The sequence below is a fragment of the Streptomyces corynorhini genome, from assembly GCF_003346515.1.
Taxonomy (GTDB): domain Bacteria; phylum Actinomycetota; class Actinomycetes; order Streptomycetales; family Streptomycetaceae; genus Streptomyces; species Streptomyces corynorhini.
This window is the reverse complement of the sequence record NZ_QQNA01000153.1, coordinates 1-22,663: the sequence shown is the minus strand read 5'-3', so window position 1 is coordinate 22,663 and position 22,663 is coordinate 1. Positions and strand designations below refer to the sequence as shown.

Sequence of the window (22,663 nt, the reverse complement as noted above, 5' to 3'; positions counted from 1 at the left end):
GCGCGGCGGGCTCAGGCGCGGCGCCGACGGGTCGACACCACCAGCAGTCCGACGACGCCGACGGTGACCAGCGCCACCGGGACCAGCCGCTCCAGCCGGGGCCCGCCGTCGGCGCCGACGAACGAGGCGCGCACGCCCGCGATCGTCCTGTTCACCTTGACGAAGGCCCGCCCCGCCGTCTGGTCCACCGTGGAGACCACCTTGGCCTTCGCGTCGCCGACGATCGTCTTGGGGTGCACCCGCACGCCGATCTCGTCGAGCGTCTCGGCAAGCTGTCCGCGCCGGCGGACGATGTCCGCCTCGATCTGCGCCGGGGTCCTGGATTCCGACACCGCGCTGCCTCCGTGGTCTTGTCCGGTAGTCCTTCTTGAGTCTTCTTCGACAGTCTGTCAGCTCCACCGCCGCCGCACCCGGCGGCACCCCCGATTACGCTCGGCGGCGTACAGGCGGCTACCCCCGGGGAAGCCCGTCACGCACAGCGATCGCGCCCCGCCGGGACCAGTCCCCGCGCCGGGGCGCCGCCCCGACCGAGGAGAACCATGAGCGAGCGCCTCCAGCCCGGCGACACCGCCCCCGCCTTCACCCTGCCCGACGCGGACGGCAAGGACGTCTCGCTCGCGGACCACAAGGGCCGCAAGGTGATCGTGTACTTCTACCCCGCCGCCCTCACCCCCGGCTGCACCAAGCAGGCGTGCGACTTCACCGACAACCTGGAGCTGCTGGCCGGCGCGGGCTACGACGTCATCGGCGTGTCGCCGGACAAGCCGGAGAAGCTGGCGAAGTTCCGCGAGCAGGAGAACCTGGAGGTCACGCTGGTCGGTGACCCGTCCAAGGCCGTGCTGGAGGCGTACGGCGCCTTCGGCGAGAAGAAAATGTACGGCAAGATCGTGACCGGCGTCATCCGCTCCACGTTCGTCGTGGACGAGCAGGGCCGCATCGAGCAGGCCCTCTACAACGTGCGCGCGACCGGACACGTAGCGAAGATCATCAAGGATCTGGGTATCTGACGGGCCCGGGACACCCCGCGCTGTGACCGAGGTCCCACTTCCGTGGGGCCTCGGTTTGCATCCGCCACGATTGTGCAGAAGGTCTCCTTGGAGTTTCTCACCCCGAGGAAAGGACCGACCCATGGCCGGCCAGGAGCACGAAGAGGTGGCCGACCCCGCCGCGGTCAAGCGTCACCCCGCCCTCTTCCGGGCGATCAGGCAGCGGAAGAACCCCAAGCTACGGCGGTCGGACATCACCGTCACCGACGACGCGGCGGTCAAGCGCGCCGTCAAGGCGGCCTCTCTGGGTAACGCCATGGAGTGGTTCGACTTCGGGATCTACAGCTATCTGGCCGTCACCATCGGGCGGGTGTTCTTTCCGTCAGGGAACCCGACCTTCGAGCTGCTCAGCTCCTTCGCGACCTTCGCCGTGGCCTTCCTCGTACGGCCGCTCGGGGGAATGTTCTTCGGCCCGATGGGTGACAGGCTGGGCCGCAAGAAGGTCCTCGCGCTGACGATGATCCTGATGGCGATCGGCACCTTCGCGATCGGCCTGATCCCCTCGCACGCGACGATCGGCCTGTGGGCCCCGGTCCTGCTGGTCTTCTTCCGGCTGGTCCAGGGCTTCTCCACGGGCGGGGAGTACGGCGGCGCGTCGACGTTCATCGCCGAGTACGCCCCCGACAAGCGCCGGGGCTTCTTCGGCAGCTTCCTGGAGTTCGGCACCCTGGCGGGGTACGTGGGCGCGGCCGGTCTGGTCACCGCGCTGACGGCGCTGCTGGGCAGCGACACCATGGAGTCCTGGGGCTGGCGGATCCCCTTCCTGGTCGCGGGACCGCTCGGTCTGGTCGGCCTCTACCTGCGGCTGCGTCTCGACGAGACACCGGCCTTCCAGAAGCTGGAGGCGGGCAACGTACACGCCTCCGACGCGGCGGACGCGGTGGAGACCACCACGGCGGGCGACCTGGGCAAGATCTTCCGGCAGTACTGGCCGTCGCTGATCCTGTGCGTGGCGCTGGTCGGCGCGTACAACATCACCGACTACATGCTGCTGTCCTACATGCCGACGTACCTCACCAACGAGCTGCACTACGGCGAGACCCACGGCCTGCTGATCCTGCTGGGGGTGATGGCGGCGCTGATGCTGGTCATCAGCCAGGTGGGCAAGCTCAGCGACCGCTTCGGCCGGAAGCCGCTGCTGATGGCGGGGATGCTGGGCTTCTTCTTCCTCTCGCTGCCCGCGTTCCTGCTGATCAAGCAGGGCAGCGTGCCCGCGATCGTCATCGGCATGGCGATGCTGGGCCTGTCCCTGGTCTGCCTCCTCGGCACCATGTCGGCGGCCCTTCCCGCCCTCTTCCCGACCGAGGTGCGCTACGGCTCGCTGTCCGTCGGGTACAACTTCTCGGCCTCCCTCTTCGGCGGCACGACCCCGTTCGTCATCACCGGCCTCATCAGCCTCACGGGCAACAACCTGATGCCCGCGTACTACGCGATGGCGGCGGCGCTGGTGGGGGTGATCGCGGTGGCGTGCATGAAGGAGACGGCGCGAAAGCCGCTGGCGGGCTCGCCGCCGTCGGTGGAGACGGACGCGGAGGCGGCGGAACTGGTCCACGCCCAGACCCCGGACCCGAAGTTCTGACCCGCCCCCGCCCCGGAACGCCCCGCACCACTGACCGCCCCGCGCCAAGTCCCCAACCGGTGCGGGGCGTTCCGCTTTTCGGACGTGACGGTCCGGAATCCGGCTCGTTATCCAGTGCGACGCCACGAACGCGTGGCCGGGCCGAGGGGGAGAGCATGTCCGAGCCGTACGACGGGGACCGGCTGGCCGACGCGGTCGCGGCGGCGGAGAGCTGGGCCGATCTGATGCGGCGGCTCGGGCTGCGCGCGAGCGGTGGCCGCAGACGCGCGCTCCAGCGGAGAGCGGCCGAACTCGGCCTCGACACCTCCCATTTCAAGCGACCCGGCCCGTGGCGGAAGTATCCGGACGAGATCATCGCCGCCGCTGTCGCGACCTCCACGACCCTGCGCGAGGTCGCCGTGAGGCTGGGCGCCGCGCCCGCCACCGGCACGCTGTCGCACATCGCCCGCCGAATCGAGGCGGCCGCGATCGACGTCAGCCACTTTCCGGGGATGAACCGCGTACGGACCGGGCTGCCGTTCAGCACCGCCGAGCTGGCCGCGGCCGCCGCCCGCGCGCACAGCGTGCGCGGGGTGGCCCGGGTGCTCGGCGTACCCGACGACGGGCGCTCGCGCGCGGCGCTCGGTCGGATGCTCAGGGAGCGGGGTGTCGACACCGCCCATTTCCGCAACGCACGCGTGGCGATCCCGGAGACCGCCCTGCGCGGGGCGATACCCGCCGCCTCCGGTTACGCGGACGTCATACGGACCCTCGGACTCACCGTGAACGACACCAATCACCGCCGGGTGCGCCGCAAGGTGGCCGAACTCGGCCTCGACACCGGCCACTTCAAGCGGCGGACCTGGGGTTCCGTGCGGCCACGCACCCCGAAGCCGGTCGCCGGGGACACGCTCGTCGTCCTGCCTGAGGGCTCCCCGCGCACCAACCGGTCCCGGCTCCACCGTGCCCTCCAGGAGATCGGCGTCCCGTACCGCTGCGCGTCGTGCGGGAACACCGGCGAATGGCTGGGCCGGCCGATCACACTCCAGATCGACCACATCAGCGGCGACCGGCTCGACAACCGGGCCGAGAACCTGCGCTATCTCTGTCCGAACTGTCACGCCCTCACGGACACCTGGTGCCGCAACCGCGGGGAGAGGTCCAGGACCGGGGACAGTCCCGCTCCCCCGGGGGACGGCCCTCCCCGATAGCATGGGAGCAGCAGGCGGCCGTGGCGGAATGGCAGACGCGCGCCGGTTTAGGTCCGGGTGAGCTTCGCTCGTGTGGGTTCGAATCCCACCGGCCGCACCGCGAGTCGATGGCCCCGTCCGGGATCGGACGGGGCCATCGGCGTCTGCTCGGCCCGGCGTGTCAGCCCAGCAGTTCCGCCACCACCGGGGCCAGGGCCCGGAACGCCTTGCCGCGGTGGCTGATCGCGTTCTTCTCCGCCGCCGACAGCTCCGCGCAGGTGCGGGTCTCGCCGTCCGGCTGGAGGATCGGGTCGTAGCCGAAGCCGCCCGTGCCGGCGGGGGTGGTGCGCAGGGTGCCTTCGAGGCGGCCTTCGACGACGCGGTGGGTGCCGTCGGGGAGGGCCAGGGCCGCCGCGCAGGCGAAGTGGGCGGCGCGGTGGGGCGGGGCGATGTCGGCGAGCTGGGCCAACAGGAGGTCCAGGTTGGCGCGGTCGTCGCCGTGCGTGCCCGACCAGCGGGCGGAGAAGATGCCGGGGGCGCCGCCGAGGACGTCCACGCAGAGGCCGGAGTCGTCGGCGACGGCGGGCAGGCCGGTCGCCTCGGCCAGGGCGTGCGCCTTGAGCAGGGCGTTCTCGGCGAAGGTGACGCCCGTTTCCTTGACGTCGGGGATGTCGGGGTAGGAGTCCGCCCCGACGAGTTCGTGGGGCAGGCCGGCGTCCGCGAGGATGGCCTTGAGTTCGATGAGCTTCCCGGCGTTGCGGGTGGCGAGGATCAGGCGGGTCATGCCGTTCAGTATCGGACGCGCGCCCCGGCCGGTCCGACCCGGCCCGACCCGGCCCGCGTACGGGCGTACGGGCGTACGACCACGCCGTACGCCCGTACCCGGCTCAGAGGGTCTGTTCCAGCGCCGTGCGCTGGAGGGTCGCCAGGTCGACACAGCCCGCCGTGGCGAGGTCGAGCAGCGCGTTCAGTTCCTTGCGGTCGAAGGGCTCGGCCTCCGCCGTGCCCTGGACCTCGACGAAGCGGCCGTCACCGGTACAGACGACGTTCATGTCGGTGTCGGCGCGGACGTCCTCCTCGTAACAGAGGTCGAGGAGCGGCGCGCCGTCCACGATGCCGACGCTCACCGCGGCGACCGTGCCGGTCAGCGGGCGGCGGCCGGCCTTGACGATCTTTTTGCCCTGGGCCCAGGCGACGGCGTCGGCGAGGGCGACGTACGCGCCGGTGATGGCCGCCGTACGGGTGCCGCCGTCGGCCTGGAGGACGTCGCAGTCGAGGACGACGGTGTTCTCGCCGAGCGCCTTGTAGTCGATGACCGCGCGCAGGGAGCGGCCGATGAGGCGGCTGATCTCGTGGGTGCGGCCGCCGATCTTGCCGCGGACCGACTCACGGTCGCCGCGGGTGTTGGTCGAGCGGGGCAGCATCGAGTATTCGGCGGTGACCCAGCCTTCGCCGCTGCCCTTGCGCCAGCGCGGGACGCCCTCGGTGACCGAGGCGGTGCAGAAGACTCTGGTGTCACCGAAGGAGATGAGGACGGAGCCCTCGGCGTGCTTGCTCCATCCGCGTTCGATGGTGACGGGACGGAGCTGTTCGGGGGTGCGGCCGTCGATTCGTGACATGACCGTGAGCCTATCGGGACCTTGGAGAGGGGCCTGTTCCGGTAGGCGGGATCAGGCCCTTCCCCCGGCGGCCGGTCGCCCGGCCCCCGCTGTCGGCGCTATCGGCGGCCGGTCACATCATGTCTTCGATGTCGGCGGCGATCGGGTCCGCGTCGGTGCCGATGACGACCTGGATCGCGGTGCCCATCCTGACGACGCCATGGGCCCCTGCGGCCTTCAGCGCGGCCTCGTCGACGAGATCGGGGTTGACGACCTCGGTGCGGAGGCGGGTGATGCAGCCCTCGATCTCTTCGATGTTGTCGATCCCGCCGAGTCCGGCGACGATCTTCTCAGCCTTGCTGGCCATGTCTTTCTCCCTGGCTCTCTGACGCTCTGCGCTCTGCTCCGGCTGCCCGGCGCGACTCCGGTGCGACTCTGGCGCGACTCCGATGCGACTCCAGTCCGCTTCGTCACGGTAACGCACGGTTGGAGCATCTTCGCGGGCGGCCCGTCACCCCGTACCGAAGGATGGAGCGTATCGCAACTGGTCTACACCAGCGGGAGATCCACGATGAGCGCCGACAGCGCGGCAACTCCGCAGCCAGAACCGGCGGGACGCACGGGGCGGACGGGGCGGACCGGCCGGGCCGGACCCGGCAGGCGCTGGTGGAACGGGCTGTTCCAGGGGCTCCAGAAGATCGGCCGCAGCCTCCAGCTGCCGGTGGCGGTCCTGCCCGCCGCCGGGCTGCTGGTCAGCCTGGGGAACCTGTTCTCCGCCTATCTGCACGGCGCCTTCTGGGACAAGACGGCGAAGGTGTTCAGCCTGGGCGGTACGGCCGTCCTCGACGGCGCGTTCGGGCTGCCGCTGCTGTTCTGCATCGGGGTGGCGATCGGCTTCGCGAAGAAGGCGGACGGCTCCACCGCGCTCGCCGCGGTCGTTGGCTTCCTCGTCTACCACGGCGTGCTGGCCGCCTTCCCGATCGGCGGCTCGGTGACGAAGGAGCTGCCGGAGGGCACCCCGCAGAACCCGGGGGTGCTGGGCGGCATCCTGATCGGGCTGCTGACGGCGGTGGTCTGGCAGCGGTTCCACCGTACGAGGCTGGTCGACTGGCTGGGCTTCTTCAACGGCCGTCGGCTGGTGCCGATCCTGATGGCCTTCATCTGCGTGATCCTCGGGGTGCTGTTCGGGCTGCTGTGGCAGCCGGTGGGCGATGCGCTGACGGCGTTCGCGAAGCAGCTGATCGGTCTGGGCGCCTGGGGTGCGGGGATCTTCGGTGTCGCCAACCGGCTGCTGATCCCGATCGGGATGCACCAGTTCCTGAACACCTTCTTCTGGTTCCAGGCGGGTTCGTTCACCAAGCCGGACGGCACGGTCGTCCAGGGCGACCTGACCCGGTTCTTCGCCGGGGATCCGTCGGCGGGCCAGTTCATGTCCGGGTTCTTTCCGATCATGATGTTCGGACTGCCGGCCGCCGCGCTCGCCATCGCGCACTGCGCGCGCCCCGAGCACCGCAAGCGGGTGGCGGGACTGATGCTGTCGGTGGCGCTGACCTCGTTCGTCACCGGGGTGACCGAGCCGCTGGAGTTCTCCTTCATGTTCGCGGCGCCGCTGCTGTACGGGGCGCACGCGCTGCTGACCGGGGCGTCGATGGCGATCACCTGGGCGCTGGGGGTGCACGCGGGCTTCAGCTTCTCGGCGGGACTGATCGACTACGTGGTGAACTGGCACCTCGACACCAAGCCCTGGCTGATCATTCCGATCGGGCTCTGCTTCGCGGTGGTGTACTACGCGGTCTTCCGCTTCGCGATCACCGCGTTCGACATCCCGACCCCCGGGCGCGAGCCGGAGGAGCTGGAGGAGCAGGTCGAACAGCAGAACACCAAGGCGTAGCGGGGCAGTTGGCCGGTACGAGACGTTCCGCTCGTCTGCCTGGCACCGCCGGGACGATCGGTCGAGGGTCCTCGGAGTGTTGATCCGGGGGCCTTTCGACTGTTCCTTATCTCTTCCTCACCGTGCTACAACTGGTCTACACCACTGATGGTGTAGACCACACGGCCGCGCGCCCACAGCGTCGCATGCCGCGTTCCACTGGAGGAAGTTGATGTCCACCGCCGGCGCCGCCCCCGCGGCTGACAAGAAGCCCGCAGCGGAGCAGAAAAGCCTGGGCAGCCGCGCGATGGCCGTGCTGCAGCGTATCGGCCGCAGCCTGATGCTGCCCGTCGCGGTCCTGCCCGCGGGCGCGCTGCTGGTGCGGCTGGGCAACCCCGACATGCTGGGCCGTGACTCGTTCCCGGCGTTCATCACGAAGATCGCCGGCTTCATGGCCGCGGGTGGCAACGCCATCCTCGACAACATGCCGCTGCTGTTCGCCGTCGGCATCGCGATCGGTTTCGCCAAGAAGGCGGACGGCTCCACCGCGCTCGCCGCCGTCACCGGGTACCTGGTCTTCAAGAACGTGCTGGGCACCTTCACCGACTCCAACCTGCCGCAGGTCGCGCAGGTGGTGGACGGCAAGATAGTCATGGTCGACGCGGCCGTCGACGCGAAGGTCCTCGGCGGCGTCGTCATGGGCATCGTCGTCGCCCTGCTCTACCAGCGCTTCTACCGCACCAAGCTGCCCGACTGGGCGGGCTTCTTCGGTGGCCGCAGGCTCGTCCCGATCCTCGCCGCCTTCGCCGGCCTGGTCATCGGCGTCGTCTTCGGCTACATCTGGCCCGTACTCGGCTCGGGTCTGCACAACCTCGGCGAGTGGCTGGTCGGGTCGGGCGCCGTCGGCGCGGGCATCTTCGGCGTGGTCAACCGCGCGCTGATCCCCATCGGCATGCACCACCTGGTCAACTCGTTCCCCTGGTTCCAGGCCGGTACGTACGAGGGCAAGAGCGGCGACATCAACCGCTTCCTCGCGGGCGACCCGACGGCCGGACAGTTCATGACCGGTTTCTTCCCGATCATGATGTTCGCCCTGCCCGCGGCCTGCCTGGCGATTTACCACTGCGCCCGCCCGGAGCGCCGCAAGGTCGTCGGCGGCATGATGCTCTCGCTGGCCCTCACCGCGTTCGTCACCGGCGTGACCGAGCCGATCGAGTTCACCTTCATGTTCATCGCCCCGGTCCTGTACGCGATCCACGCCGTACTCACCGGTGTCTCCATGGCCCTGACCTGGGCACTCGGCATGAAGGACGGCTTCGGCTTCTCCGCGGGCGCCGTCGACTTCTTCCTCAACCTGGGGATCGCGACGAACCCCTGGGGCCTGGCGCTCGTCGGGCTGTGCTTCGCGGCGGTCTACTACGTGGTCTTCCGCTTCGCGATCGTCAGGTTCAATCTGCCGACGCCGGGCCGCGAGTCCGACGAGGAGCTGGCGGAGCTGCTCAAGGCGGAGGCGAAGTAGGGGTACGGGTGCGGGAGCCCGAGCGCTCCCGCGCCCCGCACGCTCCGTGGGCCCGGCCGTTGTCAGGAACGGTCGGGCCCACGGTCATGCGGCGGCGGTCGCGTCAGATCTCGTAGACCAGGCCGGGAGCGGCCAGCTCCGAGGGCCCGGCGTAGACCTCACGCGCGTCGGAGAGGTTCAGCTCGCCGTCCGTCCACGGCGGTACGTGCGTCAGCACCAGTCGGCGCGCCCGCGCCCGAGCGGCGTGCGCGCCGGCCTCCCGGCCGTTGAGGTGCAGGCCCTCGACGTTCTCCTTGCCGAAGGTGAAGGCCGCCTCGCAGAGAAAGAGGTCGGTGTCCTCGGCCAGCTCGACCAGTGCCTCGCTGGCCCCGGTGTCGCCGGAGTAGACGAGCGAGCGCCCGCCGTACTCGACCCGGATCCCGAACGTCTCGACCGGGTGTGCGACCTTCTCCGTGCGGACCGAGAAGGGGCCGATGTCGAAGGAGCCCGGCTTGAGCGTGTGGAAGTCGAAGACCTCGCTCATGGACTTCTCCGTGGGAGTGTCCGCGTAGGCCGTGGTGAGGCGCTGTTCGGTGCCCTCGGGCCCGTAGACGGGGATGGGGTCGCAGCGGCCGCCGTCGAAGCGGTAGTAGCGCGCCACGAAGTAGGCGCACATGTCGATGCAGTGGTCCGCGTGGAGATGGCTGAGGAAAATGGCGTCGAGGTCGTAGAGACCACAGTGGCGCTGCAGCTCGCCAAGGGCGCCATTACCCATGTCGAGGAGCAGCCGGAAGCCGTCGGCCTCTACGAGGTAGCTGGAGCAGGCGGAACCCACGGAGGGGAACGAGCCCGAACAGCCGACGACGGTGAGCTTCATGGAGCGTGAACCTCCGTGGCATGGAAGGGGGGCGACGGGGGTCGTGCGGTTTGACGAGCGTAAAGCGCGAAAGGGCTGGTCGCTCCTCCACGGTGGCCCTGTGTGGGGGAACTCACCCACGGTGTCACCGGTTCGGATGGCGCGAGGGCGTGGCACGCGCCGTACATCATGCCGCCCCGGATCCGCCCCCCCTGAGGCCCCCGGCGACCGCCACGCACGCCGCGGACCGGGCCGCGTCCGCGGCATCCCCGGAACGCGGCCCCCGGCCGGGATCCGGCACGGTCCGGACGAGAGGCTCTTACGCCCAGAGCTGGCCGTGCAGCGTCTCGATCGCCTCTTCCGTCGTCTCCGCCGTGTACACGCCGGTCGACAGGTACTTCCAGCCCCCGTCCGCGACGACGAACACGATGTCGGCGCTCTCCCCCGCCTTGACCGCCTTGCGGCCCACGCCGATCGCCGCGTGCAGCGCCGCGCCGGTCGAGACGCCGGCGAAGATGCCTTCCTGCCGCAGGAGTTCGCGGGTGCGGGTCACCGCGTCGGCCGAGCCGACGGAGAAGCGGGTGGTGAGGACGGAGGCGTCGTACAGCTCGGGGACGAAGCCCTCGTCGAGGTTGCGCAGCCCGTAGACCAGGTCGTCGTAGCGCGGCTCCGCGGCGACGATCTGGATGCCTTCGACGTGCTCGCGCAGATAGCGGCCGACGCCCATGAGGGTGCCCGTCGTGCCGAGGCCCGCCACGAAGTGGGTCACGGAGGGGAGGTCGGCGAGGATCTCGGGGCCGGTGGTGGCGTAGTGGGCGCCCGCGTTGTCGGGGTTGCCGTACTGGTAGAGCATCACCCAGGACGGGTTCTGCGCGGCCAGCTCCTTGGCGACCCGTACGGCGGTGTTGGAGCCGCCCGCCGCCGGGGACGGGACGATCTCGGCGCCCCACATGGCGAGCAGGTCGCGGCGTTCCTGGGAGGTGTTCTCCGGCATGACGCAGACGATGCGGTAGCCCTTGAGCTTGGCCGCCATGGCGAGCGAGATGCCGGTGTTCCCGCTGGTGGGCTCCAGGATGGTGCAGCCCGGGGTGAGGCGTCCGTCCTTCTCGGCCTGTTCCACCATGTGGAGCGCGGGCCGGTCCTTGATCGAGCCCGTCGGGTTGCGGTCCTCCAGCTTGGCCCAGATCCGTACGGTGTCCGAGGGGGACAGCCTGGGGAGCCGGACCAGGGGCGTGTTGCCGACCGCCGCCAGCGGGGAGTCGTACCGCATCAGGCCGTGTGCGCTTCGAGCGCGCCGCCGGCCACGGCCGGGAGGATGGTGACGGTGTCGCCGTCGGCGAGCTTGGTGGAGATGCCGTCGAGGAAGCGTACGTCCTCGTCGTTGAGGTAGACGTTGACGAAGCGGCGGAGCTGGTTGTCCTTGGCCGGGTCGACGAGGCGCTCCCGGATGCCCGCGTGCCGGGTTTCGAGGTCGGCGAAAAGCGCGGAGAGCGTGTCGCCGGTGCCGTTGACCGCCTTGGCGCCGTCGGTGTAGGTGCGGAGGATGGTCGGGATGCGGACCTCGATGGACATGGCGTGGGCTCCTGTCGGGAGGTGACGTGTCGGGCGCGCGGCTCGGCCCCCCGCGCGAGGGGTGTGGAGTGGTGCGGATCGCTGGTCGCGTGCGGCGGAGCGCGCCCGGGGCCGTGGCTCAGCCGGTGGCGCTGCCGGGACAGATGGCACTGGCGAGGCGGCACAGGTCGACGTGCAGCCGCGCGACGAGCAGCGGAGTGCTCGGCGTCTTGTCGCTCACGTCGTGGGGAACCATGCGGTCATCGTATCGATTCCCGGTCGGCGTCCGGGCAGGGGTGCTCGGATGGTGGACGGTGGACGTTCGGCTGGTGGACGCCGTCAGACGATCTCCACGTCCTCCTCGGAGACCTCGCCCTCGACGATGCGGTACGAGCGGAACTGGAAGGGGCCCGCGCCGTCGGTGTCGGCCGTGGAGACCAGGACGTAGTGGGCGCCGGGCTCGTTGGCGTAGGTGATGTCGGTGCGGGACGGGTACGCCTCGGTCGCGGTGTGCGAGTGGTAGATGATCACCGGTTCCTCGTCGCGGTCGTCCATGTCGCGGTAGAGCTTGAACAGATCCGCGGAGTCGAACTCGTAGAAGGTGGGCGAGCGCGCGGCGTTGAACATGGGGATGAACCGCTCGGCCCGTCCGCTCCCGGCGGGGCCCGCGACCACGCCGCACGCCTCGTCGGGGTGGTCGGCGCGGGCGTGCGCGACGATCTGGTCGTGCAGGGCCTGGGTGATGGTCAGCATGGGGAAAATATTAGACCGGGCGGTGCGAGGGGCCCGAGCGCGGCGACGGCCCGGGACCGGAGTCCTGGGCCGTCGCGGGTGCTGCGTGAACGGGTCGTACGTGGGCGGGTGCTGCGTGAACGGGTGGTGCGTGGGCGGGGGTGCTGCGTGGGCGGGGCTTGCGGGTCTACCGCTGCTCGGCCGTGGCCGCGTACTCCGTTTCGGGGCCGCCCGCGGTCGGGGACCCGGCGCGCTTGAGGTACTGCCAGCCCGCGCCCAGGACGACGGCCCAGACCGCGCCGACGTAGAGGGAGACCCGCGCGTCCTCGTCCAGGGCGATCAGGACGGTGACGAAGCCGAGGAAGCAGACCGCGACCCAGCTGAAGAGCGCGCCGCCGGGCGCCGGGAACGACGAGGGCGGCAGGACACCGGCCTCGGCCCCGCGGCGGTAGCGGATGTGGCTGATGAGGATCATCATCCAGGTCCAGATGCCCGCGGCGGTGGCCACGGAGGTCACATAGCCGAAAGCTTTCTCCGGAACGATGTAGTTGAGGATCACCCCGATGCCCATGAGGGCGACGGAGACGCTGATCCCGACCGCCGGGGTCCTGCGGGAGTTCAGCCTGCTGAAAGCTTTCGGCGCCTCGTTGTTGGCGGCGAGATTGCGCAGCATCCGGCCGGTGGAGTACATCCCGGAGTTGCAGGAGGAGAGCGCGGCCGTCAGGACGACGAAGTTGACGATGCCCGCCGCGAGCGGGATGCCCATCTTCTCGAAGGCGTGCACGAAGGGGCTCTCACCGGCCGAGAACTCGGTCCACTTGACGACCGCGAGGATCACGCTGAGCGCGCCGACGTAGAAGACGATGATGCGCCAGGGCAGCGTGTTGATGGCCTTGGGGAGGGTCTTCTCCGGGTTCTCCGACTCGCCCGCGGTGACGCCGACCAGTTCGACGGCGAGGTAGGCGAACATCACGCCCTGGAGCGTCATCAGGCTGGAGCCGATGCCGTTCGGGAAGACACCCTCGTGGGCCCAGAGGTTGGAGGCGGACGCGGTGTCACCGGCCTCCGAGAAGCCGAGCGTGAGGACGCCGAGGCCGATGACGATCATGCCGATGATGGCGGTGACCTTGATCATCGAGAACCAGAACTCGACCTCGCCGAAGATCTTCACCGAGATCAGGTTGACCCCGAAGAGCACCACGAGGAAGACCAGCGCGCTCACCCACTGCGGGATGCTCGGGAACCAGAAGTGGATGTAGATGGCGGCGGCGGTCAGCTCGGCCATGCCGGTGACCACCCACATCAGCCAGTACGTCCAGCCGGTGGCGAAGCCGAAGAAGGGCCCGAGGAACTCGCGGGCGTACTCCGCGAAGGAGCCCGAGACCGGCCGGTAGAGGAGCAGCTCGCCGAGCGCGCGCATGATGAAGAAGATCACGACGCCCGCGAGGGCGTACATGAGGATGATGCTGGGGCCGGCCTTGGCGATGTTCGCTCCGGCGCCCATGAAGAGACCGACGCCGATGGCGCCGCCGATGGCGATCATCTGGACCTGGCGGCTGCCGAGTCCGCGCTCGTACTCCTCTTCCGGCGCGTTCGCGCCGGTGGGGCCGCCTGCGGCGCCGTCGTCGGGATGGTCCCTGTCGACCTGCGCTGAGGTCATGGTCGTGTTGCCTTTCTCCACACCGCTCCGCGCCGCTCTCGTCGGCCGCGGACCAGTTCCTGATCCCCCCGGATATGGATGGAGTGCCACCGGCGGTCGGCCGGCGAAGGCACCCCCGGGGACAGGGGTGGCGTCCCCGGGGGGTCGTGAAGATTTATCACGGCGGCAACAGTCACCCGCGGAGACGACTGTGGCGCAGCCCACAGGAAAATACGGACAAATCAATCACGCCACCACAAGGGTCGATCATGTGGTGATGTGATCGTTATGTTGAATTGAGCCTTATCTGAGGATATGAATAGATTCTCTTGGGGTCGCGTTACGACGCGCTGCCTACGCCATCAGCGTTTCGACGAGCGTCTCCTGGAGCGCGCCGAGCCACAGGTACGCCATCACCATCGGCTTGCGCGGGTCGGAGTCGGGCAGCCGGTACAGCTCGCCGCCCTCGTCCTCGTCGGTGACCTCCAGCCGCGTGCCGATCGTCAGCCGCAGGTCGTTGAGCGCGCCGAGCCAGTGCCGGCAGTCCTCGGCGGTGAGCTTGAGCACCGCGCCGCCCTCGCCCGTCGGGGTGAGCGCGTCGAGCGTACGGACGAGGGCCATGCCGTCCTCGCGCTTGCGGTCGCGCAGGTCGTTCTCCGTGAAGCGCCTGAACTCGGAGGAGTACTCGCGCAGTTCGTCGTCGTCATCCCCGTACGCGTCCGGGAAGAGCCGGGCGAGCGCCGGGTCGGCGGGCGGCTCGCTGGGGCCCGGGGTGAAGAGGGAGGCCAGCGGGTCCTCGCCCCTGGCGGGCTCGTCACCGGGCCCGATCAGCTCCAGCAGCTGCACGGCCAGGGAGCGCAGAATCGAGATCTCGACCTCGTCGAGCGCGACGGCGGCGCCGCCGCCCGGGATCGCCTCGAAGGTCCCGGCCATCAGACGCGGTCCTGCGAGAGGGTCGCCCAGAGCCCGAATCCGTGCATCGCCTGCACATCGCGCTCCATCTCCTCGCGACTGCCGCTGGAGACGATCGCACGGCCCTTGTGGTGGACGTCGAGCATCAGCTTGTGCGCCTTGTCCTTCGAATAGCCGAAATAGGTCTGGAAGACATAGGACACGTAACTCATGAGGTTGACCGGATCGTTGTGGACGATCGTCACCCACGGCACATCGGGCTCGGGGACCGCGAAGGTCTCCTCGGCCGATTCGGGGCGTTCGATCTCAGTCGGAGCAACACTCACGGTTCGGGACGACCTTCTTCTCTGCCGGGACCTGCCGGGACCTACGGGGGCCGTGCCCCACGAGACCCATGCTGCCACTCTGAGTGGCCCCTCGCACAAACACCGGTCTCAGGACCGGACTCGAAATCGTCACTCTGACGAGTATTCGGGGGTAGCATCTTCGTATGAACACTGGGGATCTTGAGCTGCGCCGGGTGGGCGTGCCGTCCACCGCGCTCTTCACCGACCAGTACGAGCTGACGATGCTCCAGGCGGCCCTGCGTGCCGGGACGGCCGACCGCCGCTCGGTCTTCGAGGTCTTCACCCGGCGCCTGCCCGAGGGGCGCAGGTACGGGGTGGTGGCGGGCACCGGGCGGGTGCTGGAGGCCGTGCGGAACTTCCGCTTCGACGCCGATCTGCTGGCCTTCCTGCGGGACAAGGACATCGTCGACGGCCCGACGCTCGACTGGCTCGATTCGTACCGCTTCAGCGGCGACATCTGGGGCTACCCGGAGGGGGAGGTGTACTTCCCCGGCTCGCCGATCCTGCGGGTCGAGGGCACCTTCGCCGAGTGCGTGCTGCTGGAGACCATGATCCTGTCGATCCTCAACCACGACTCGGCGATCGCCGCCGCCGCCTCGCGGATGGCGTCGGCGGCCGGTGGGCGCCCGCTGATCGAGATGGGCGCGCGCCGTACGCACGAGCTGGCGGCCGTCGCGGCGTCCCGCGCGGCGTACGTGGGCGGCTTCGACACCACCTCCGACCTGGCGGCCGGTTTCCGCTACGACATCCCGACGGTGGGCACCAGCGCGCACGCCTTCACCCTGCTGCACGACAGCGAGCGCGACGCGTTCCGGGCGCAGGTCGACTCGCTCGGCCGGGGGACGACGCTGCTGGTCGACACGTACGACGTGGCCGAGGCCGTACGGACCGCCGTGGAGATCGCGGGGCCCGAGCTGGGCGCCGTCCGTATCGACTCGGGTGATCTGCTGCTGGTCGCGCACCGGGTACGGCAGCAGCTCGACGAGCTGGGCGCGGTGAACACCAGGATCGTGGTCACCTCGGACCTGGACGAGTACGCCATCGCCTCGCTGGCGGCGGCGCCGGTGGACGCGTACGGCGTCGGTACCCAGCTGGTCACCGGCAGCGGGCACCCCACCTGCTCCATGGTCTACAAGATCGTCGCCCGCGCGACGTCCTCGGACCCGAAGGCTCCGCTGCACCCGGTGGCGAAGAAGTCGCTGGGCGGCAAGACCTCGATCGGCGGCCGCAAGTGGGCGGCGCGCCGACTGGACGCGGAGGGGCGTGCCGAGGCCGAGGTGATCGGCACCGGTCCCGTACCCCCTGAGCTGCTGGACCAGCAGCTGCTGGTGGAGCTGGTCAAGGGCGGCGAGATAGCGGCGCCCGAGCCGCTGGACACGGTGCGTGAGCGCCATATCGCGGCACGTGCGGGGCTGCCGATGTCGGCGGTGCAGCTGTCGCGCGGCGAGCCCGTTATCCCGACGGAGTACATGTGAGCGACCACGTGTGAGCCGCGTGAGGCGGTGGTAGCAGTTGTTCAACCCCCTCCGCAAGGGGGCCCGGCCGGGCCCGGCACCGGCTCCGCACCCTCGTCCCGCTCCGGCTCACCCGTCGCTCCGCACCCTCGTCCCGCTCCGGCTCACCCGTCGCTCCGTCCCGCTCCTCCGTCCTCTCCCGTCCCCACCCCCGACCCCCACTAGCCGAAGGATCACCGTCATGCACCGCGCATTGATCGTCGTGGACGTCCAGAACGACTTCTGTGAGGGCGGCAGTGTCGCGGTGACGGGGGGTGCCGAGGTCGCCGCCGCCATCACCGATCTGGTCGGCCGGGCGACCCCCGCCTACCGGCACGTGGTCGCCACCCGTGATCACCACATCGACCCGGGCGCGCACTTCGCCACTCCCCCGGACGTCCCCGACTTCGTGAACAGCTGGCCGGTGCACTGCGTCGCCGGTACGGAGGGGGGCGGCTTCCACCCGAACTTCGCCCCGGTCGTCGCCTCCGGCGCCATCGAGGCGGTCTTCGACAAGGGTGCCTACGAGGCGGCGTACAGCGGCTTCGAGGGCGCCGACGAGAACTCCGTGGGGCTGGCGCGGTGGCTGCGCGAGCGGGAGGTCACCGAGGTCGACGTGGTCGGCATCGCGACGGACCACTGCGTGCGCGCCACCGCGCTGGACGCCGCCCGCGAGGGCTTCGCCACGCGCGTGCTGCTGGATCTGACGGCGGCGGTGGCCAAGGAGACCACGGAGCGCGCGCTGAAGGAGCTGCGCGCGGCCGGCGTGGAGCTGACCGGCACGCCGGTGCTCGGTCCGTAGGACGGGCACCGGCGCCGCGCGAGCGGGCCGGGATCAGCCGCCCATGACCTGCTTGCGGAACTCGTCCATGGGCATCGTCTCGGACGGCACGGTGATCGTGTTCCGCTGCCCGAACTTCCCGTACGTGGTGGTGCTGGTCAGGCCGTCCCGGACGGAGTCCATCCGCAGGAGGTACGGGGTGCCCTCGGCGGCCACGTGGTACGTGTCGGACGTGCCGCTGACCGAGATGGTGAGGGCCACCGTCTTCTCGCCGTCGACCTCGGCGTTCTTGTCCTTGGCGAAGGTCGCGCTCTCGTCGATGCGGTAGTAGGCGTCGCAGCCCTGGCCGGTCTCGTTGGTCACGTACACGTCGGCGAGCCGGTCGGGCACGGTGATCTTCTGGCCGGACTGCTCCACGCTCGTCGCCAGCAGGGGCGCGCTGATGAAGTTCTTGCCGCCCTTGCAGTAGATCTCGCCGGATCCGGCCTTGCCGCTCGACTTCATGCGCAGCCCCTGCTCGGGGTCGGACCAGGTCTCCTGGGTGCCGCCGCCGAGCGCGGTGGAGGTGCCGGAGCCGTGGAAGGCCGTCTCCCGCATGGCCTTGTTGACCTCCTTGACGAGGTCACCGGCCTTCTCGTACGAGGCGGCGTTCTTGTCGGAGCCGCTGCCGGAGCCGCTCCCGGAGCCATCGCCCGAGCCGCCGCCGCAGCCGGTCACGGCGGTCGCGGCGGTGAGCAGTGCGGCCGTGACGATCAGCGGGCGGAGGAGGGCGGCCGGTCGGCGGGTGTTACGCACAGGTGATCCCCGGAATCCTGTCAGTGACGGTTTGCTGGTCAGCGGGTCAACCTAGCAAGTCCGTACCGGCTCCGTCACTCCGCGTACGAGGGGACGGGCGGGCCAGGGGCGGGTCAGTGGGCGGGCGCGTGCGGCCTGAGCAGGGCACGTATCGGCTGCCAGAGCTGCTCGCCGCACTGCGGGGTGGTGCGCCAGAGCAGGCCGTCCGGGTGATGCAGTACGGCGGTGATCTCGTCCGGCGTCGGCGGCTCCGCGTTGCCGCGCAGATAGACCGCCCGCAGTCCGAGGTTGCGCAGCCTGGTCAGGGCGCGCGCCCGGTTCACCGCGTGCACGAGGACGCGCACCGTACCGCCTTCGGCCGTGGGTCTGGGCAGCGTCACCGCCACCACCACCTTGCCGTTCGGGAGCCTGCTGAAGCCTCCGCCTGCCATCCGTTTCATCTCCCCCGCGAGCTGTCCTGAGACATGCCGTGAGACATCGTGTCAATAAGAGATCCGTAGGAGGCACCTAAACACGATCGGCCGCCGCCCGCTAGGGGGCGACGGCCGATCACGGCTTTGAGCTGCGATTACCTTGGGTTACTTGCCGGACTTACCTACCTTGACCGTCATCGTCTGCCCATCCAGCGGCTGGCTGACGATGCTGATCTTGGTGTTGGTGTCAGGAACCTTGACGCTCGCGCGCGGGTTCTCGGCGTACCAGTAGGTGCCCTTGCGGTCGTCGAAGACCGGCGCCCCCAGCCGCGGCGCGATCCTGGTCGCCACGTCCGCCTTGTGCAGCGTCAGACCGGCGGTCGGCCACCAGCTGAACGTCGAGTCGTACGACTGGATCCGGCTGCGCATCAGCGTGCCGTCGGACCACTTCAGCGGCTTGGCGTGGGCGTCGATCGGCAGGACCAGGCCCTCGCCCTCGTGCTGGCTGGTGTTGTTGTCCTTCTGCGAGGTGTCCCACAGCCAGATCAACAGGCCGTTCTGGTAGGCGAAGTGCTCGACCTTGCCGTCGTTCGGCGCCGTGAAGCCGAAGTTGTACGGGCCGGTCTTGAGGGTCTTGTCGTACGAGACGTACTGCCGGTTCTCGGCGATGTAGTACTGGTCGTAGTCCTCGGTGAACGACTCGCCGATCCGCGAGAAGCCCTTCGGGGTCCAGCCCGCGTCGTCCGTCTCGGCGTTGTCGGTGAAGACCGGCGCGCCGTCGGCCGTCAGCGTGATGGCGTCCGCGGTGAAGCCGTGGCCGCTCACGCCGCCGTCGGTCTGGTAGCGGAAGCGCAGGTCGATCTGCTGTCCCGCGTAGGCGTCCAGCGGGAAGACGAGCTTCTTGTACGCGCCCGAGACACCGGTGAGCACCGGCTTGTCGGCCGCGTCGCGCGGGAGCGCCACGCCGTCGGCCGTGCCGTCGACCGGGGTGTAGCTGGCACCGCCGTCCGTGGAGACCTCCGTGTAGAGGAAGTCGTAGTCGGCCTCGATGTCCCACCAGCCCTGGAGTTCCAGCGCCGCGCCCGACTTGCCGGTCAGGTCGACCGGCCGGGTGAGGGTGTTCTTGAGGTCGTCACCCATCCCGCTCCACCACTGCTTGGAACCCTCGGCGGGCTTCACGACGGTGGTGGTCTTCGTCTTCTTCGGCAGCTCCACCAGGAGCGCCTGCGGGTTCTTGGTGTTGTACGCCGAGACGCCCAGCTTGTGGGTGGAGGCGGTGGCCGCCTTGGCCTCGGCGTAGTCGAGCCAGCCGAGCTGGAGCTTGTCCCAGGCGGTCATGTCGCCGGGCATGTCACCGATGGCGTCCTTGCCGGTGCCGAGCCAGGAGCCGGAGGACATCAGCGTCCAGAACGCGGTGGAGTTCTCGCCGCCCGCCGTGTCGTACAGGTCGGGCAGGCCGAGGTCGTGGCCGTACTCGTGAGCGAAGACGCCGAGTCCGCCGTTCTCCGGCTGCATCGTGTAGTCGCCGACCCAGATGCCGGTGTCCCCGAACTGCGCGCCGCCGGCCTTGTTGTCCGAGGGGCCGGTGGAGCCCGCGTCGGTGCCGTACGCGTACCAGCGGTGCGCCCACAGGGCGTCGGTGCCCTGGGCGCCGCCGCCCGCGGACTCGTCCTCACCGGCGTGGACGATCTGGAAGTGGTCGATGTAGCCGTCGGGCTCGTTGAAGTCGCCGTCGTTGTCGTAGTCGTACCGGTCCCACTGGTCGTACTCCGAGAGGATTTCCTTGATCTCGGCGTTCGACTTGCCCTGCGCCTTCTGGTCCTCCGTCCAGGCGTTGACGCCGTCGCGGACCAGGTCCCAGACGTTGGCGCAGTTGCTGGAGCCGCAGTAGTTGGAACCGTAGCGCGCTTCGTTCCAGGGGACCTTGACCCAGTCGGAGACCTGGCCGTCGACCGAGTAGCGCCCGGAGGACGTCTTCTCGTAGTAGGTCTTCAGGGACTCCTTCTGCCGGCCCTTGGCGTCCTTGCCCTGGCCGAAGTAGAGGTCCTGGAAGTGCCCCTGGCTGTAGTCGACCTGCCAGGCGGTGGAGTTGTCGACCTTGCGGTCGGGCTCCGCTATCTCGTTGTGCAGGGGGCCGGGCGTGCCGCCGTACTTCACGACGGGCGGCAGCGGGCCGTTGGGGCCCTGCGGGGTGTACATCGTGGTGTCGTCGACCTGGTCGCCGAACTCCACGAGGATGGTGAAGATCTTGTCGGTCTTCTCGCGGCCCAGCTCGACGTACTTCTTGTCGTCGAGCTTGACGACCTGGGAGCCGCCGCGCTTCTGGACCGCGGCGTCGCCGGAGATGACCTGCTGGAGCGCGGCCTCGCGCTGCTTCGACTGCTGCTTGCTGAACGGGCCGTCCAGGTCGTGTTCGACCTCGCCCTTCTGCGGCGCCGGATCGCGGCGCTCGATTGCCGTGGGGGCGGCGGAGCCGGCCGGGCCGTCCTGAGCCTGGGCCGTCGTGACGCCCGAAGCCGTGGCGGCGGTCGCGGCCAGCGCCACGATCACCGCGGACACTCGTCTTGCCCGTCGATTGCTGATCACTTGAAGGTTGTCCTCCCCGGCGCACGCGGAACACGGACCGGAAGTGGGGGATCCGCGCGCGTAGACGCGTCATAAGTGACGACATTGGACCGGAGTTGAGGGAGAAAAGACAGTCCTTGACTTGCACCGGTCAACTGCACTATGCGCCTGTCGAGTTCCGCTATGCGGACATGGCGTCAAGCCCGGATGAATCAGGACAACGGGAAGACATTTTCGGCCAGTTGCCCAAGCGGAATGACTCGGTGCGCCCCCCGTGCACCGGCACCATGGGTGAGGCGGCGCTTACTTCTCGTTCCTCTCGGGCATCCACCGTCGTAGAGTCGCCTGACAGTGCGAACGCCCGGCCCCACGCCGCGCGGACGTCCTGCGGGCAACGCGTGATCCATGTGCGCGACAAGCGAGAGACCGATACGCGAGACACTCCGAAGATCCCCACAACAGACCCCCAAAACGATGTTCCGAGGGACGGATTCCGCCATGCCGCGTCCGACTGCCGCACAGCTCGCCTACGGTTCCGCCACCATCGTCTGTTCCGCGATCGTCATGCTCCTGCTCTCCGGCACCACCACGGGCGTCGGTGCGGCGCTGGTCGGAGTCGCGGCGCTCGCCCTGGGGCTCATCGTGGCCGTGATCCTCCCGCTGCCCGGCCGCGGCAAGACGCGGCCCCCGCGCAGCCAGGGCGCCTCCCGCGCCCAGGGCACCTCGCAGGGTGCCTCCCCCACGGGACGGAACGGAACGGCCGAGGCGACGGCCCACCTGCCGGGCCGGGGCCCCTCCCCCGCCGGGAGCGAGACCCGGATCGGCCGGCCGCACTCAGTGCGCCGCTGAGCCCGCCGGGACATCCGTCACGACGACCGTCCTCGCCGCCTTGTCGTGCAGGCCCTGCCGGTAGGGCCTGCTCGCCAGGATCGTCGCGATGATGATGATCCACCAGAGCAGGAAGCAGCAGATCAGCGCGGGCAGCCAGAGCACGGCCGCGCGCAGCAGCGAGGCGTTGGTGTCCGGTACGGCGCCGTTGTTCAGCATCGCGACGCGGATCTTCATCCAGCGCTTGCCGAGGGTCTGCCCGTACTTCTTCGTCATATAGGTGTCGTAGCCGACGTACGCGACGATGGAGATCAGCGACCAGATCCAGTGGCGGCCGGTGTTCACCTGGTTGGTGACGTTGTCCCACTGGCCATTGCCGTTGGTCGACCCCCAGGCGCCCCCGGTGAACCCGGAGATGATCGCCAGCGGGATGAAAATGATCAGTACGTCGATGATCCGCGCGATCAGCCGCTTCCCGAACGGTGCGAGCGGCGGCATCCCGGCGAGCGGATCCGTACCGCCGTACGGGGAGCCCCCATAGGGGGAACCGCCGTACGGAGCGCCTCCGTACGGCGAGCCCCGGTCGGCGTTCGGGTCATGGCCCGCCCCCGGGGGCGGGCCCCCCTGGCCCCCGTAGGGGGAACCGGGCGGCGGAGGGCCGTGCGGGGGCACGTACGGGGGCTCGTGCGGGGTGCTTCCCGGTCCCTCGGACGGTGGCGGCTTCTTGAGGAACGGGTCGTCCTCGGGCGGCTGGCCGGGCGGCGGCTGATCGTTGCTCATGGGGGCAGTGCACCCCGACGGCCACAGGCCCGCAACGGCATGACGGCCGTTCGGAGGAACGTGGGGTGGGGGGTAGAGAAACGTGGACGTGGGTGTGGGGTGCGCGGTAGTGGTGTGGGGTGGCCCGGCTCCGGCTCAGCGGCTGACGGTGTGGTGCTGGTGGGGATTCATGCCCCGCTGGTCACCACTCGTGTCAGTCTGCGGGTCAGTA

The 22,663-nt window shown here is 69.7% G+C and carries 24 protein-coding genes and 1 tRNA gene; 9 read left to right on the top strand and 16 right to left on the bottom strand.

From position 1 onward, the window contains the following. Positions 1-11: 11 nt before the first annotated feature. A complete protein-coding gene (locus DVH02_RS19520) occupies positions 12-332 on the bottom strand; it encodes a DUF3618 domain-containing protein (protein WP_114625113.1) in 321 nt (106 codons plus the stop codon). Positions 333-539: 207 nt separating this feature from the next. Here DVH02_RS19520 and bcp point away from each other — a divergent pair, with 207 nt between their 5' ends. The 4 genes from bcp (at position 540) to DVH02_RS19500 (ending at position 3,912) form a co-directional block, all read left to right on the top strand. Continuing rightward, the gene (gene bcp, locus DVH02_RS19515; RefSeq protein WP_114625112.1) at positions 540-1,007 is read left to right on the top strand and encodes a thioredoxin-dependent thiol peroxidase; all 468 of its coding nucleotides are present in this window, start codon (positions 540-542) and stop codon (positions 1,005-1,007) included. A 121-nt stretch (positions 1,008-1,128) separates the two neighbouring features. Continuing rightward, positions 1,129-2,625, top strand: coding sequence for a glycine betaine/L-proline transporter ProP (gene proP / locus DVH02_RS19510; RefSeq protein ID WP_114625111.1), 1,497 nt, complete (start codon positions 1,129-1,131; stop codon positions 2,623-2,625). Positions 2,626-2,780: 155 nt separating this feature from the next. Further along, positions 2,781-3,815, top strand: coding sequence for an HNH endonuclease signature motif containing protein (locus tag DVH02_RS19505; RefSeq protein WP_114625110.1), 1,035 nt, complete (start codon positions 2,781-2,783; stop codon positions 3,813-3,815). Between the two features lie 14 nt (positions 3,816-3,829). Beyond that, positions 3,830-3,912 (top strand) — tRNA-Leu (locus DVH02_RS19500). A 63-nt stretch (positions 3,913-3,975) separates the two neighbouring features. On the opposite strand, the gene rdgB is transcribed toward DVH02_RS19500, so the two are convergent. The 3 genes from rdgB to DVH02_RS19485 form a co-directional block, all read right to left on the bottom strand. After that, positions 3,976-4,578 carry an RdgB/HAM1 family non-canonical purine NTP pyrophosphatase gene (rdgB, locus tag DVH02_RS19495; RefSeq protein ID WP_114625109.1) on the bottom strand — a complete coding sequence of 201 codons (603 nt, stop codon included), beginning with the start codon at positions 4,576-4,578 and terminating at the stop codon, positions 3,976-3,978. A 103-nt stretch (positions 4,579-4,681) separates the two neighbouring features. Further along, on the bottom strand, positions 4,682-5,413 hold the full coding sequence (gene rph / locus DVH02_RS19490) for a ribonuclease PH (protein ID WP_114625108.1): 732 nt from the start codon (positions 5,411-5,413) through the stop codon (positions 4,682-4,684). A gap of 112 nt (positions 5,414-5,525) precedes the next feature. Beyond that, the gene (locus tag DVH02_RS19485) at positions 5,526-5,876 is read right to left on the bottom strand and encodes a PTS glucose/sucrose transporter subunit IIB (protein WP_325051384.1); all 351 of its coding nucleotides are present in this window, start codon (positions 5,874-5,876) and stop codon (positions 5,526-5,528) included. 237 nt (positions 5,877-6,113) lie between these two features. On the opposite strand from DVH02_RS19485, the gene DVH02_RS19480 reads away from it, so the two are divergent. Then, positions 6,114-7,283, top strand: coding sequence for a PTS transporter subunit EIIC (locus tag DVH02_RS19480; RefSeq protein WP_407697649.1), 1,170 nt, complete (start codon positions 6,114-6,116; stop codon positions 7,281-7,283). Positions 7,284-7,494: 211 nt separating this feature from the next. Beyond that, complete coding sequence (locus DVH02_RS19475) at positions 7,495-8,781, top strand: PTS transporter subunit EIIC (RefSeq protein ID WP_114625106.1); 1,287 nt, start codon at positions 7,495-7,497, stop codon at positions 8,779-8,781. 103 nt (positions 8,782-8,884) lie between these two features. Here the strand turns inward: DVH02_RS19475 and DVH02_RS19470 are convergent, their stop codons facing one another. The 8 genes from DVH02_RS19470 to clpS form a co-directional block, all read right to left on the bottom strand. Further along, on the bottom strand, positions 8,885-9,637 hold the full coding sequence (locus tag DVH02_RS19470; RefSeq protein ID WP_114625105.1) for an MBL fold metallo-hydrolase: 753 nt from the start codon (positions 9,635-9,637) through the stop codon (positions 8,885-8,887). A 298-nt stretch (positions 9,638-9,935) separates the two neighbouring features. Continuing rightward, a complete protein-coding gene (locus DVH02_RS19465) occupies positions 9,936-10,886 on the bottom strand; it encodes a PLP-dependent cysteine synthase family protein (protein ID WP_114625104.1) in 951 nt (316 codons plus the stop codon). After that, positions 10,886-11,188, bottom strand: a complete 303-nt coding sequence (locus DVH02_RS19460; RefSeq protein ID WP_114625103.1) for a MoaD/ThiS family protein — start codon at positions 11,186-11,188, stop codon at positions 10,886-10,888. Before DVH02_RS19460 ends, DVH02_RS19465 begins: the two co-directional genes overlap by 1 nt. A gap of 118 nt (positions 11,189-11,306) precedes the next feature. Beyond that, positions 11,307-11,423 (bottom strand): putative leader peptide, encoded by a 117-nt coding sequence (locus tag DVH02_RS36975; RefSeq protein ID WP_325051383.1) that lies wholly within the window; start codon positions 11,421-11,423, stop codon positions 11,307-11,309. 83 nt (positions 11,424-11,506) lie between these two features. Continuing rightward, positions 11,507-11,920: a Mov34/MPN/PAD-1 family protein gene (locus DVH02_RS19455; RefSeq protein WP_114625102.1), complete on the bottom strand. Its 414-nt coding sequence runs from the start codon at positions 11,918-11,920 to the stop codon at positions 11,507-11,509. A 166-nt stretch (positions 11,921-12,086) separates the two neighbouring features. Next, a complete protein-coding gene (locus tag DVH02_RS19450; protein ID WP_114625124.1) occupies positions 12,087-13,559 on the bottom strand; it encodes an amino acid permease in 1,473 nt (490 codons plus the stop codon). Positions 13,560-13,892: 333 nt separating this feature from the next. Further along, positions 13,893-14,471, bottom strand: coding sequence for a DUF2017 domain-containing protein (locus DVH02_RS19445; protein ID WP_114625101.1), 579 nt, complete (start codon positions 14,469-14,471; stop codon positions 13,893-13,895). Further along, positions 14,471-14,776, bottom strand: a complete 306-nt coding sequence (gene clpS, locus DVH02_RS19440) for an ATP-dependent Clp protease adapter ClpS (RefSeq protein WP_114625100.1) — start codon at positions 14,774-14,776, stop codon at positions 14,471-14,473. The genes DVH02_RS19445 and clpS overlap by 1 nt, the downstream gene beginning before the upstream one ends. A 164-nt stretch (positions 14,777-14,940) precedes the next feature. Between clpS and DVH02_RS19435 the strand changes: the two genes are divergently transcribed. Together DVH02_RS19435 and DVH02_RS19430 are read left to right on the top strand one after the other, a co-directional pair. Further along, complete coding sequence (locus DVH02_RS19435) at positions 14,941-16,272, top strand: nicotinate phosphoribosyltransferase (protein WP_114625099.1); 1,332 nt, start codon at positions 14,941-14,943, stop codon at positions 16,270-16,272. Positions 16,273-16,492: 220 nt separating this feature from the next. Beyond that, positions 16,493-17,092 (top strand): nicotinamidase, encoded by a 600-nt coding sequence (locus DVH02_RS19430; RefSeq protein WP_114625098.1) that lies wholly within the window; start codon positions 16,493-16,495, stop codon positions 17,090-17,092. Positions 17,093-17,125: 33 nt separating this feature from the next. On the opposite strand, the gene DVH02_RS19425 is transcribed toward DVH02_RS19430, so the two are convergent. The 3 genes from DVH02_RS19425 to DVH02_RS19415 all read right to left on the bottom strand — a co-directional run bounded on the left by DVH02_RS19425 (position 17,126) and on the right by DVH02_RS19415 (position 20,865). Next, positions 17,126-17,866, bottom strand: a complete 741-nt coding sequence (locus DVH02_RS19425) for a hypothetical protein (protein WP_114625097.1) — start codon at positions 17,864-17,866, stop codon at positions 17,126-17,128. A 113-nt stretch (positions 17,867-17,979) separates the two neighbouring features. Next, positions 17,980-18,297 (bottom strand): hypothetical protein, encoded by a 318-nt coding sequence (locus DVH02_RS19420; RefSeq protein WP_114625123.1) that lies wholly within the window; start codon positions 18,295-18,297, stop codon positions 17,980-17,982. A gap of 147 nt (positions 18,298-18,444) precedes the next feature. Beyond that, a complete protein-coding gene (locus tag DVH02_RS19415; protein WP_114625096.1) occupies positions 18,445-20,865 on the bottom strand; it encodes an immune inhibitor A domain-containing protein in 2,421 nt (806 codons plus the stop codon). Between the two features lie 477 nt (positions 20,866-21,342). On the opposite strand from DVH02_RS19415, the gene DVH02_RS19410 reads away from it, so the two are divergent. Beyond that, positions 21,343-21,693 (top strand): hypothetical protein, encoded by a 351-nt coding sequence (locus tag DVH02_RS19410; protein ID WP_114625095.1) that lies wholly within the window; start codon positions 21,343-21,345, stop codon positions 21,691-21,693. Here DVH02_RS19410 and DVH02_RS19405 read toward each other — a convergent pair. Beyond that, complete coding sequence (locus DVH02_RS19405; protein WP_114625094.1) at positions 21,679-22,452, bottom strand: RDD family protein; 774 nt, start codon at positions 22,450-22,452, stop codon at positions 21,679-21,681. The genes DVH02_RS19410 and DVH02_RS19405 overlap by 15 nt on opposite strands. Positions 22,453-22,663: the final 211 nt, after the last annotated feature.

Bases quoted from the DNA above. Each gene is read 5' to 3' on its own strand.
- DVH02_RS19465 (WP_114625104.1), bottom strand. From the start codon at position 10,886: ATGCGGTACGACTCCCCGCTGGCGGCGGTCGGCAACACGCCCCTGGTC.
- DVH02_RS19445 (WP_114625101.1), bottom strand. From the start codon at position 14,471: ATGGCCGGGACCTTCGAGGCGATCCCGGGCGGCGGCGCCGCCGTCGCG.
- bcp (WP_114625112.1), top strand. From the start codon at position 540: ATGAGCGAGCGCCTCCAGCCCGGCGACACCGCCCCCGCCTTCACCCTG.
- DVH02_RS19475 (WP_114625106.1), top strand. From the start codon at position 7,495: ATGTCCACCGCCGGCGCCGCCCCCGCGGCTGACAAGAAGCCCGCAGCG.
- rph (WP_114625108.1), bottom strand. From the start codon at position 5,413: ATGTCACGAATCGACGGCCGCACCCCCGAACAGCTCCGTCCCGTCACC.
- DVH02_RS19410 (WP_114625095.1), top strand. From the start codon at position 21,343: ATGCCGCGTCCGACTGCCGCACAGCTCGCCTACGGTTCCGCCACCATC.
- rdgB (WP_114625109.1), bottom strand. From the start codon at position 4,578: ATGACCCGCCTGATCCTCGCCACCCGCAACGCCGGGAAGCTCATCGAA.
- DVH02_RS19405 (WP_114625094.1), bottom strand. From the start codon at position 22,452: ATGAGCAACGATCAGCCGCCGCCCGGCCAGCCGCCCGAGGACGACCCG.
- DVH02_RS19470 (WP_114625105.1), bottom strand. From the start codon at position 9,637: ATGAAGCTCACCGTCGTCGGCTGTTCGGGCTCGTTCCCCTCCGTGGGT.
- DVH02_RS19420 (WP_114625123.1), bottom strand. From the start codon at position 18,297: ATGGCAGGCGGAGGCTTCAGCAGGCTCCCGAACGGCAAGGTGGTGGTG.
- DVH02_RS19455 (WP_114625102.1), bottom strand. From the start codon at position 11,920: ATGCTGACCATCACCCAGGCCCTGCACGACCAGATCGTCGCGCACGCC.
- DVH02_RS36975 (WP_325051383.1), bottom strand. From the start codon at position 11,423: ATGGTTCCCCACGACGTGAGCGACAAGACGCCGAGCACTCCGCTGCTC.
- DVH02_RS19430 (WP_114625098.1), top strand. From the start codon at position 16,493: ATGCACCGCGCATTGATCGTCGTGGACGTCCAGAACGACTTCTGTGAG.
- DVH02_RS19435 (WP_114625099.1), top strand. From the start codon at position 14,941: ATGAACACTGGGGATCTTGAGCTGCGCCGGGTGGGCGTGCCGTCCACC.
- proP (WP_114625111.1), top strand. From the start codon at position 1,129: ATGGCCGGCCAGGAGCACGAAGAGGTGGCCGACCCCGCCGCGGTCAAG.
- DVH02_RS19450 (WP_114625124.1), bottom strand. From the start codon at position 13,559: ATGACCTCAGCGCAGGTCGACAGGGACCATCCCGACGACGGCGCCGCA.
- DVH02_RS19460 (WP_114625103.1), bottom strand. From the start codon at position 11,188: ATGTCCATCGAGGTCCGCATCCCGACCATCCTCCGCACCTACACCGAC.
- DVH02_RS19505 (WP_114625110.1), top strand. From the start codon at position 2,781: ATGTCCGAGCCGTACGACGGGGACCGGCTGGCCGACGCGGTCGCGGCG.